At 30.9% G+C, this 11735-nt stretch carries 10 protein-coding genes, 1 tRNA gene and 1 pseudogene; 8 read left to right on the top strand and 4 right to left on the bottom strand.

Annotated elements, in window-relative coordinates; genetic code table 11:
• Positions 1-75: 75 nt before the first annotated feature.
• Positions 76-900, bottom strand: coding sequence for a head GIN domain-containing protein (locus tag ABY863_RS10325; RefSeq protein ID WP_372794508.1), 825 nt, complete (start codon positions 898-900; stop codon positions 76-78).
• Between the two features lie 814 nt (positions 901-1714).
• On the opposite strand from ABY863_RS10325, the gene ABY863_RS10320 reads away from it, so the two are divergent.
• From ABY863_RS10320 to trpB, 8 genes are all read left to right on the top strand, one after another.
• Positions 1715-2032: a hypothetical protein gene (locus ABY863_RS10320; RefSeq protein WP_372794506.1), complete on the top strand. Its 318-nt coding sequence runs from the start codon at positions 1715-1717 to the stop codon at positions 2030-2032.
• Between the two features lie 4 nt (positions 2033-2036).
• Complete coding sequence (locus ABY863_RS10315) at positions 2037-2408, top strand: GerW family sporulation protein (RefSeq protein ID WP_372794504.1); 372 nt, start codon at positions 2037-2039, stop codon at positions 2406-2408.
• A 338-nt stretch (positions 2409-2746) separates the two neighbouring features.
• Positions 2747-2820: transfer RNA gene (locus ABY863_RS10310), tRNA-Thr, on the top strand.
• Positions 2821-3068: 248 nt separating this feature from the next.
• Positions 3069-3677, top strand: coding sequence for a uridine kinase (gene udk / locus ABY863_RS10305; RefSeq protein ID WP_372794502.1), 609 nt, complete (start codon positions 3069-3071; stop codon positions 3675-3677).
• On the top strand, positions 3678-3998 hold the full coding sequence (locus ABY863_RS10300; protein WP_372794500.1) for a septum formation initiator family protein: 321 nt from the start codon (positions 3678-3680) through the stop codon (positions 3996-3998). It abuts the gene before it with no gap.
• Positions 3999-4049: 51 nt separating this feature from the next.
• Positions 4050-5405 (top strand): methylmalonyl-CoA mutase subunit beta, encoded by a 1356-nt coding sequence (locus ABY863_RS10295; protein WP_372794498.1) that lies wholly within the window; start codon positions 4050-4052, stop codon positions 5403-5405.
• On the top strand, positions 5395-7455 hold the full coding sequence (scpA, locus tag ABY863_RS10290; protein ID WP_372794496.1) for a methylmalonyl-CoA mutase: 2061 nt from the start codon (positions 5395-5397) through the stop codon (positions 7453-7455). The genes ABY863_RS10295 and scpA overlap by 11 nt, the downstream gene beginning before the upstream one ends.
• Before the next feature lie 26 nt (positions 7456-7481).
• The gene (gene trpB / locus ABY863_RS10285) at positions 7482-8687 is read left to right on the top strand and encodes a tryptophan synthase subunit beta (protein ID WP_372794494.1); all 1206 of its coding nucleotides are present in this window, start codon (positions 7482-7484) and stop codon (positions 8685-8687) included.
• Between the two features lie 96 nt (positions 8688-8783).
• Here the strand turns inward: trpB and ABY863_RS10280 are convergent, their stop codons facing one another.
• The 3 genes and pseudogenes from ABY863_RS10280 to ABY863_RS10270 all read right to left on the bottom strand — a co-directional run.
• Entirely contained in the window at positions 8784-10124 is a 1341-nt protein-coding gene (locus tag ABY863_RS10280) for an OprO/OprP family phosphate-selective porin (RefSeq protein WP_372794492.1), read from the bottom strand.
• Positions 10125-10149: 25 nt separating this feature from the next.
• Positions 10150-11442 carry a glycerophosphodiester phosphodiesterase family protein gene (locus ABY863_RS10275; RefSeq protein WP_372794490.1) on the bottom strand — a complete coding sequence of 431 codons (1293 nt, stop codon included), beginning with the start codon at positions 11440-11442 and terminating at the stop codon, positions 10150-10152.
• Positions 11443-11543: 101 nt separating this feature from the next.
• A pseudogene (locus ABY863_RS10270) lies at positions 11544-11735 on the bottom strand (hypothetical protein); the annotation flags it as partial.

Below are 11735 nucleotides of genomic sequence, written 5' to 3'. Positions count from 1 at the left end.
TCTTAAGTTTCATATCTGTAAATTTTAATAGGTATTCTATTTCAAGTCTAAATTAACCTATTTTTTTGATGTTTTTTACTTTTTAACAATCTGAGAGTTACCAATCAATCCAGCAACTTTTATATCAGGTTGACCATATACATAAACTGAACTTTTATCCTTCGCGTATATTTTAATCTCTTTTGAAGCATTAATGTAAAGATCAGCCGTATTTTCTGAATTTAAATCAGCATAACTAGTTTCTAAATTTTTAGCTTTCAAACTTGAAGATCCGGATGCATTAATTTTTAATGTAGTAACATCTCCTGATAAATTGATATCTGTACGATTATTAGTTATTAATTCTAATTCATCCAATTCAATTTCACCCTTTAAAAATGCATTTTCATTAAAAAGCATAAAAGCTTTTTCTCCTTTTAGATGAACGCTCCCAGAGGTACTTCTATAAAGATTGAAGGTTGAATTTTCAGCTTCTAAATCTAAATCATACGCAGCATTATCTAAAGCTATAAAAGTGAAGTCAATAAAATTTAATCTGCTCATTGAAGTTAATTTAGCATCTTCTTTTAAAGTGATTTTATTTATATTTTTAACTGTTAAACTAACTTCAAGCTTTTTGCTATATGTAATATTTGAAGTGGTATAGATTTTTAGTTCACCATTAACAACCTTAAATTTAATAACATCTATTAGATTTTCATCTGCTATTAAACGGTATCCATTACTCACTGAGTTTGCAATGGTAACTTTTAAGTTATCTCCAATTTCAATTGCATTAAAATCTTCTAAGTCTTGAGAAACATCTATAACAATTTTGTTCCCTTTTATTTTTTCTTTTTTTTGAGCTTGAGTATTAACTGCAATAAAAAACACTAGCAATAGTAAAATTAATTTTTTCATTTTATGAATTATTATTATTTATAATTTTTATGACACTTTCAAAAGGTTTTTGTCACCATTTTTAACTAAAATTTCAAAACTTTATTAAGTTCATTTATTTTTTTCTCATTTAATCTGAAATCTCTATTTAATTATCAACAATTTCTTTTATTGGTAATGCCATTTTACCTTTTGAAGTTTTCAAAGTTATTTTATATTGTCAATTGATTTAACAATTCCAGTAATTCATTTAAAACTTATCTGGTCTTCAATTTTAAAGTTTTTTCTTGTATAAAAAGTTCTTAATAAATCGCCAATTACTTCTTTAGAACCAAATCTAATTAAAATAACCGCTTAAAAACTCCTAAAATAATGGTTAAATTATTAGTTATAATTTGTGTTTCAATCCATGCTTGATTTAAGGAAGTGATGGCAATTAAAATAGTGATTATATAAAGCACAAAACTATTTATTATTCTTTAACCAATTAAATCAAAAGAGTCAAACAAACCTTATTGACTTCTATCCAAAATTACAACATAAATTCAGATCATAAATAAAAAGTTGAATAATTGATAAAAATCATTCATAAATTAACTAATCTCATTGCCAAATAAAGATATGCTAGATAATTTTACATAAAAATTATTTTATGCTGTTAACAAGTTTTTTTCTACTGCTTTTTTTGTTAATCGTTTATGCATTATTAGTACCTATTGATTTATATATTAATACAATTACAAATCAATATTATTTGCAAATAAGAGGGTTTGCAAAGGCAAGTATAGAAAAAGATAACGTTGAAATCATAAGAATTAAACTACGAATGTTTTTTATGAATTTTTATCTCTATCCATTAAAATATAGAGGCTTTACAGAGAAAAAAAAGATTGTTAAAAACAATAAAACAAACAAAAAAATTGATTTTAAGAAAGGTCTACAAATATTAAAATCTTTTAAAATTAAAAGATTTAACTTAGAAATAGATACAGGTGATTACACTTTGAATGCGAAATTGTATCCCGTTTTTGTGTTTCTTAATTATAATCTTGGACATTTTAAGGTCAATTTTGAAGACAGAAATCAATTGGTATTGCATTTACAAAACAGACCAATTAATATTATTAAATTATTTTTTCATTTAAAAACGTAACATTATGGAATTACATTTTGAAGAATTGTTAAAACAAGTTACAGACTTCATTAAAAATGAAGCAAAAACTGAAACTGTCGTTGGTCAAACATTTGAATTGGGAGAATTTAAATGTGTGCCCGTAATTAAAGTAGGATTAGGATTTGGCTCTGGAGGAGGAGAAGGATTTGAAAAAAAAGAACTTAAAAGCGAAGGAATGGGAGCAGGTGTTGGTGTTGGAATTGAACCTATAGGATTTTTGGTAACAAAAGGAGAAAACATTTCATTCCTTGAAGCAGGCAAAACTCACGGACTTGCGGCAATGTTTGAAAAAATGCCCGAAGTAATTGAAAACATCGCAAGAATGAGAACTAAACTAGAAAAAGAACCTGTATAATCTATTGTTTTAATTAAACTTAGAACAAGTAATTAAAAAAGAAAACCGAGTACGTTAAAATAACTGTCTCGGTTTTTATTTATATATGATCATTTAAATATACTCCAAAAAAGAAGTTTTTAATTCGTTAAAAATGTTATAACCATGATACCTAATATTTACTTTCACCTTCACAAATACTCAATTAGTGATTCAATTAAATGACTCAAAATATTTCTAATAATTGATACTTAGCTTATTACTTTCCTTTGGGAATAAAATTGAAGAGTCTATAAAAAATAATTGAAAAAATACTTGCATATTAATTGGAAAGTATATTAATTTGCATCCGCATAAAAGCCGATGTAGCTCAGCTGGCTAGAGCAGCTGATTTGTAATCAGCAGGTCGTGGGTTCGAGTCCCTCTATCGGCTCAAAATAGATTATCTGAAAAGATAATCTATTTTTTTTTACAATACTTTTTTTAAGAAATACAGACAAGAAGTTCATCCTGAGTATCACCAGCCTATGTCCTTTTATCCGCTCAAAAGAGTTCATAAACAAGTTTCCCCAACTCACTAAATGAACATAAATCTAGACTACACAACAAAAAATAATTAAAATCCGTTTTCCATATTATATATTCATTAAATTTGTTGCAAATACTAACAGAAATATTTATATGCTAATTATTGGAATAGCCGGTGGCACAGGAAGCGGAAAAACAACCGTTGTAAATCAAATTTTACATGAATTACCTGCAGATGAAGTTTGTGTAATTTCACAAGATTCTTACTATAATAAAACTGCCAATCTAGCTTATGAAGAGCGTACTAAAATAAATTTTGATCACCCAAAAGCTATAGATTTTGAATTGTTAGTTTCTCATTTAAAACAATTAAGAGAGGGTGAAGTTATTGAACAACCCGTCTATTCTTTTATAACGCATAACCGTACATCGGACACCCTGATTACACATCCAAGAAAAGTAATTATTGTGGAAGGAATTTTAATTTTTAACAATAAAGAATTAAGAGATTTATTTGATATAAAAATATTTGTACACGCTGATACTGATGAACGCTTAATTAGACGTTTAAGACGTGATATTGAAGAACGAGGACGCGATGTAAACGAAGTAATTACACGCTATAAAAATACATTAAAACCTATGCATCAGCAGTTTATAGAGCCTACGAAAAATTATGCCGATATTATTATCCCAAATGACAGATACAATACAGTGGCTGTTGATATTGTGAGAACTGTTATTAATAATAAGTTAAAATAAATGACTTTTAAGCAATTCAAAAATAAACCAATTGTAAAATTTACAACAAACAGATATGTAATTATACTTGCTGTTTTTATTGTTTGGATGCTGTTTTTTGATGAAAATTCAATGTTAAATCATAGAGAATTTAATAAAGAAATCAACAAACTTAAAAGTGAACAAGATTATTTAAATAGTGAAATTAAGCAAGATAAAGAACTTATAGATAAGCTCAAAAACAAAGAAGAATTAGAGAAATTCGCTAGAGAAGAATATCACATGAAAAAAGAAAATGAAGAAATATATTTGATAGAATACGACACATTAGAAAAAAAATAAATGCTCGTATTTTAAGTGTTGTCTCAAATTTAACTTAAAAAAATAGCAATGATGAGTGATTTTATAACGCAAGATTTTGAACCAAGTTCAGCGGCAGCTTGGAAACAAAAAATTCAATTCGATTTAAAAGGAGCTGATTATAATGAGACCCTTCTCACAAAAACCAATGAAGGAATTACCATAAAGCCATTTTATCACTTAGACGATTTTAAAAAGTTAAACATTCCTGTTTCAGAAGCAGCTTATAAAATTTGTCAGAAAATTAGCGTCACTTCTGAAGAAGAAGCCAATAAAAAAGCTATAGATGTCATTCAAAGAGGTGCAAACGCTTTAAAATTTGTTGCTAAAAAATCGTTCAATTCCAACCTTTTATTTACGCATCTTTTAAATAAAAAAATTGAATTTCACTTTCAGCTTGAGTTTTTGTCTGAAGAATTTATAACTGAACTTACTGAATTACTTAAAAATGAAACCGTTTTTTACAATATTGATATTATTGGAAATTTAGCAAGAAGCGGCAATTGGTACACCTCTTTAAATAACGATTTTAAAGTAGTAGAAAATCTTCTTCAAAAAAATACATCTCATTTTTTACTTAGTGTAAATGTTGATATGTATCAAAATTCCGGAGCAAATATTGTACAGCAAGTTGCATATGCATTAGCTCATGTAAATGAATATTTAACAAAATTTGGTGGTGCTATCGCAAATAAAATACAGTTTAATTTTGCCATTGGAACTCATTATTTTTTTGAAATAGCTAAAATTAGAGCCTTTAAGTATTTGTACAATTTAATGGTATCTGAATACGAAACAACTGCAAACGCACAAATTTATGCTGAACCAAGTTTGCGTAACAAAACTTTGTACGATTATAACGTAAATATGTTGCGCACAACTACTGAAAGTATGAGCGCTATTTTAGGAGGCGCAAATACAGTTTCAAATAGTGCTTATGATTCCGTTTTTCATCATTCAAATGAATTTGGAGATCGAATTGCTAGAAATCAGTTATTAATTTTAAAGGAAGAAAGTTATTTCAAAAATGCACAGCACATTGCTACCAATTCCTATTATATTGAAGCTGTTACGAAACAAATTGCCGAAAAAGCATTAGCTCTTTTCAAAGAAATTGAAAAAAGTGGTGGTTTTTTACAACAATTAAAAGTAGGAACTATTCAACGAAAAATTGTTGAAAATGCTAAAAAAGAACAAACACAATTTAATTGTGGTGAACTGGTTTTATTAGGAACCAATAAATATCCAAACGAACAAGACAAAATGAAACACGATTTACAAGTGCATCCTTTTGTTGAACGCAACCCTAAAAAAACATTGATAATTCCCATAATTCCGAAACGTTTGGCAGAAGAATTAGAACAAAAAAGACTGAAAAATGAAGCGTAAAGATTTTTCAAAACTCAGTATTGAAAGTCAAGATGAGAAAGATACTTATTTTGAACATGAAAACTACATTGCAGGTACTGCTCCAAATTTACGTGGCCCTTATTCAACAATGTATGTTCGCCAACCTTGGACGATTAGACAATATGCCGGATTTTCTACTGCAGAAGAAAGCAACGCTTTTTATCGTAAAAATTTAGCCGCAGGCCAAAAAGGTTTATCTGTCGCATTTGATTTAGCCACTCACAGAGGGTACGATTCTGATCACGAACGGGTACAAGGCGATGTTGGTAAAGCTGGTGTTGCTATAGATTCTGTAGAAGATATGAAAGTGTTATTTAACCAAATCCCTTTGGATAAAATGTCAGTTTCAATGACTATGAACGGTGCTGTTTTACCCATTTTAGCATTTTATATTGTTGCCGCCAAAGAACAAGGCGTTGCTGAAAAATTATTGGAAGGAACTATCCAAAATGATATTTTAAAAGAATTTATGGTGCGTAATACCTACATTTATCCACCTACTCCATCCATGAAAATTATTGCTGATATTTTTGCATATACTAGTAAAAATATGCCAAAATTCAATTCTATTTCTATTTCAGGCTATCATATGCAAGAAGCAGGTGCCACTCCTGAAATTGAATTGGCATACACTTTAGCCGATGGACTAGAATACCTTAAAACAGGAATTGCAAGCGGAATGGATATTGATTCTTTTGCACCACGTTTATCATTTTTCTGGGCCATTGGAATGGATCATTTTAGTGAAATTGCAAAATTACGTGCAGCACGTATGTTATGGGCTAAAATTGTAAAACAATTTAATCCTAAAAATCAAAAATCATTAGCGCTAAGAACACATTGCCAAACAAGTGGCTGGAGTTTAACAGAACAAGATCCATTTAATAATGTAGCGCGCACCACTATTGAAGCTATGGCCGCAGCTTTAGGTGGCACTCAAAGTTTACACACCAATGCGTTGGATGAAGCCATTGCTTTACCAACAGATTTTTCAGCTCGTATCGCAAGAAATACCCAAATATACATTCAAGAAGAAACCCTCATTACCAAAACAGTCGATCCCTGGGCTGGTTCAACTTTTGTTGAAAACAGAACAGAAGAAATGGTGAATAAAGCTTGGGAATTGCTACAAGAAGTAGAAGAACTAGGTGGTATGACAAAAGCTATTGAGTTAGGTATCCCAAAAATGCGCATTGAAGAAGCGGCGGCTAAAAAACAAGCAAGAATTGATAGTAACCAAGATACTATAGTTGGCGTCAATAAATACCGATTAGAACAAGAAGACCCATTACAAATTTTAGAGGTTGATAACGATGCCGTTAGAAAATCTCAAATTAAACGATTGAACGAACTTAAAGCTGAAAGAAATCAAGCTGAAGTTTCAAAAGCGCTTTCTAATTTAACCGAATGCGCAACATCTGGTGAAGGAAATTTATTGGATTTGGCTGTTGAAGCCGCTGAAAAAAGAGCTACTTTAGGGGAAATTTCAACGGCATTAGAAACTGTTTTTGGAAGATATAAAGCAACTATTAAATCTATTTCTGGCGTGTATAGTAAAGAAATTAAAGACGATCAAGAGTTTAAAAAAGCGAAAGATTTAGCAAATAAATTTGCTGAATTAGAAGGAAGACGCCCTAGAATTATGATTGCTAAATTAGGGCAAGATGGGCATGATAGAGGCTCAAAAGTAGTTGCTTCTGGCTATGCTGATTTAGGTTTTGATGTAGATATAGGTCCATTATTTCAAACTCCAAAAGAAGCCGTTAAACAAGCCATTGAAAATGATGTTCATATCCTTGGTATTTCCTCGCTAGCTGCTGGACATAAAACCTTAGTTCCTCAAGTAATTGCTGAGCTAAAAACTTATGGAAGAGAAGATATTATGGTTATTGCAGGAGGTGTAATTCCTGCACAAGATTATCAATATTTATTGGATGCTGGTGTTACTGGAGTTTATGGCCCTGGAACAAAAATATCCAAAGCTGCCATTGAGATTTTAAATGCATTGGTAGCTAGTGTGGAAGAATAAAAAAGAGGAATTCATAAAATTATAGTATGTCAGAAAATTATTTTAAAAAATATCCAAATAAAGAAGGTTTCTTTAATGAATATGGTGGTGCTTTTATACCTCCAAATTTAGAAGCAGAGATGAAAAAAATAAATGATGCTTATTTTTCTATCAGTAAATCGCATAAATTTATTTCCGAGCTTAGAAACATTCGCAAGCATTTTCAAGGTAGACCAACACCTGTTTATCATTGTCACCGCCTATCACAAAAGTATGGCGGGCAAATCTACTTAAAACGAGAAGATTTAAATCATACAGGTGCTCATAAATTAAACCATTGTATGGGTGAAGCTTTATTAGCGAAACACTTAGGTAAAAAGAAATTAATTGCTGAAACTGGAGCAGGACAACACGGTGTTGCTTTAGCAACTGCAGCAGCTTATTTTGGGTTAGAATGTGAAATTCATATGGGTGAAGTTGATATTGCTAAAGAATACCCGAATGTACTTCGTATGAAAATTTTAGGAGCTACTGTTGTACCAGTTACTCACGGTTTAAAAACATTAAAAGAAGCTGTTGACAGTGCTTTTGGAGCTTATTTAGAAGATCCTATAAACACTATTTATTGTATTGGTTCTGTGGTTGGACCGCACCCTTTTCCAATGATGGTTCGTGATTTTCAACGTGTGGTTGGTATTGAAGCTAAAGCTCAATTTTTTGAAATGACAGGCGAATTACCTGATAATATTGTTGCTTGTGTTGGTGGTGGTAGTAATGCAATGGGTATTTTCTCAGCATTTTTAGAAGATGAAGAATGTAAACTTTTTGGAATTGAACCAGCTGGTAAATCTTTAGATAAATTGGGAGATCACGCTGCAACTATGACTAAGGGAAAACCAGGTATTATTCACGGATTTAAATGTTACACCTTACAAGATGAAAATGGTGAACCAGCCCCTGTACATTCTATTGCCAGTGGCTTAGATTATCCTGGTGTTGGCCCAGAACACAGCATGCTAAAAGACTTAAATAAAGTAACGTATGATAGTATTACGGACAAAGAATGTATTGATGCCTTTTTTGAATTAAGCAGATTAGAAGGAATTATTCCTGCATTAGAAAGTGCCCATGCAGTGGCGTATGCCATAAAGCTAGCTCAAAAATCACCAAAAGAATCTATCCTTGTTAATTTAAGCGGTAGAGGTGACAAAGATTTAGATTATGTAGTGAATACTTATGGGATCCCTGAATAATTAAGGTTAACTTATAAAAAATACAAAACCCATAACTTAGATTTTCATCTAAATTATGGGTTTTTAAATTCAAATAATTATGTGTACTGGTTCTTATTAAAAATTAACTTGAACCCTTGCATTTAAAATACCAACTTTTTCATCAAGAGGGTGTTTTATATTATCAACATCCATTACACTATAGTTTAAACGGAACATGATGTTATCACTTAAATAATAATTAACAGCTGCGCTAATAGTCTCTGATTTACCACCAGCAATACTCTTATTTCCAGCACCTCCTAAAGCAGCACCTTCATCAGCAGGTCCAAAAGAACCGTTAAAGTAAGTACCATCAATATCATTTAAATTTGTATTATCATAACGTACCAAAAATTCATACGAACCCGCTTTTGGTCTATTAATATAAGCTGTTGAAGAATTATATGAATAGGTATCTCCTAAAAGAAAACCTGTTTGTACATAGTAAGCTTCAGTAGTAATATCTTTTAATTCACCATACCAATCTGCATAATCTTGAGGAGTTGTTGGCCAAGCATACGTAACATAGTAAAGAGGACCGTCTTTCATTAATTCAGAAACATAGTCTTCATCTCTTGTAACATTTGATCTTGTATATTCACCTTGTAAAAGGAATGATTTTGATAAAACTAACGTTTGAAAGTTAAATTTTGTATCGCTCATTGCTCCTTTAATATCTGCGTTTAAAAATAAGTTTTCAGGACCCGCAGTTAAAACAACTTCTCTATTAAAATCATCATCATTTAAACCATCACTAAAACCATTAGCTTCAGGCTTACGGTAAGAAAATGAAGCTCCTACTTGTAACGTTAAATTTTCGTTTACAATTGGTGTATACGCTAATTTTGTTGTTGTACTATACCCTTGATCTCCTTTATCTTGATTATCAACAGTACCAGCAAATAAACCTGTAGCACCGTAAAATTTATCAGTATAATAAGTATATCCTAATCCAATACTTCTTCCTATTCCTAAAGCTTGCGTAGTATTTGAAGCACCTATAAATCTTAATTCTTTACTTGATGCAGCACCTTCTATACCAAATGGTTCAAAGAAATTACCAATAGTAAAAACACTTTTTTCATTATAGTTATATCTTAAAAATGCGTCTTTAATTTTTAAATGATCATTTCCAAAACTAACATTAATTTTAGCGTCCCATTTATCCCATTTTACTGTTGTTCCTAAACGAACATCAGTAATAGAAAGTTTTGAACTTAAATCTGTTACATCATCCATATAATGAGTACCATCCATATAGATTCTACCATTAAACTTTACTTGATAATCTTTTTCAGGTGAAGTCAATAGAATTCCTCCTTTATTAGATTCTACCGATAATTGGTTTTCTTGACCAATAACACTTGTTACTACTAACCCCATAGTTAGTAATGTAAAATATATTTTTTTCATCATGTCTTTTCTTCTAAATGATTTATTACTAATAACCTAACTCGTTTAAAACTTCTTGAGCAGTTTTTCCTTCACCTCTATTATAATACTTTAATGATAAGTCAGTAAGGTTTGTAAACCCACCATCAATAAACATATTTTTGTTTACATCGTAATTAAAAGTACCACTCACTTGACGATCTGGATTATCAAAACGAGATTCACCACCATAATAGTAATCACCATTATATTTTCTTAATTGGTCTTCTGTATCAAAAGAATATGCATGAACAATCATACCTGCTCTATGATACATTTCATTCATCCAAGGCTCAGATAAATCATCATATTTATTAGGTTTCCCTGCAATTGAAGGACCTGCAATATGGCAATTATACTCAACTGAGAAGTTGATAAATTCAGCTAAAGACTCTAATGTATTACTTGGACGAACATACCCTGCGCTTTCATCTAACCAAAGCAACATACATTTAGGTACACCTGGAAGAACTTGATCTAATTTTACAATAGATTCTCTTGAAAATGATTGAAGTATAAAACGACCATTTGTAAATGCTACTTTTCCTTCATCTCCTGCTGGAGCTGTTTTTAAAGTTTCTGGGCTATTAATATTCCATCCTTTAGCAGTTAAAAAGCTTGCTAAATCTTGTTCCATTCCTCCAAATAAATATGGCTCTTTAGTTTCTGCATATATTCCTGGGCGATTTCCATTATCTAATGGATCTATTTCCATTTCATAAACTCCATTCCAATCCGGTCCATCGTTTAATTTAACAGGTTCCCCATTAATATCACGTTTAATACGGTATCCTTCAGCAAATTTTAACACTTCTTCAAGTGTACATATTTTTTGATTTTTAAATGATTCTCTAGCATTCTCAGGCACATCAACATTAAACCAACTACCCGCATCTAATGCACGTAACTCAGCAAGTGTAAATGCACTAACTGGTAAATCTTCTTTCCCTGGTAAAATGCTTTCAATATTTGAAGTACGACGTAAGTTACCGTCATGTAAAGCTAATAAGAATCCATCTTTTGTTCTTTGAAGATCAATTTCTAAATAATCAGCACCCATATTACGAGCCCATCTAAAGGCTGCTTCAGTTTCTTCTGGAGTCCAGAAAGTTGAACCACGGTGCGCAATAATTGCATCTGGCTTTACATAATCTCTTACTACTTTAGCTTCAGCACTCAATTCTTTTAGCGCAATTTCTTGATAATAATTATACTGATTATAGTCAGCGGTGTCATTTTCGCATCCTACAAATCCTAAGCAGAGTAAAACTAAAGTCCCTGCTAAGACTTTTTTAAAATTCATTTTTTTCATTTATTTTAATTTAAAGGTTAATTATTCATTTGATTTACTGTTTTTAATATTTTCAATTCAATATTTATGTAATTACACAAGAATCATTTATTTTATGAATGAATACCGTTGTGTCCTCTTGTTTCTTGAAGCCATGAAAAAGCAATTAGCACAATTGCTATTACACATGAACTTAGCAATACAACAAAACCACCAGACCATCCCCAAGTATCAACCACAGCACCCATTGCAATATTTGCAAATAAAGCACCACCTAAATACCCAAATAAACCTGTTAAACCTGC

Source organism: Lutibacter sp. (assembly GCF_041562875.1).
GTDB lineage: Bacteria > Bacteroidota > Bacteroidia > Flavobacteriales > Flavobacteriaceae > Lutibacter.
Note: the sequence above shows the minus strand (reverse complement) of the source record. Positions and strands in the feature narration are given on the sequence as shown.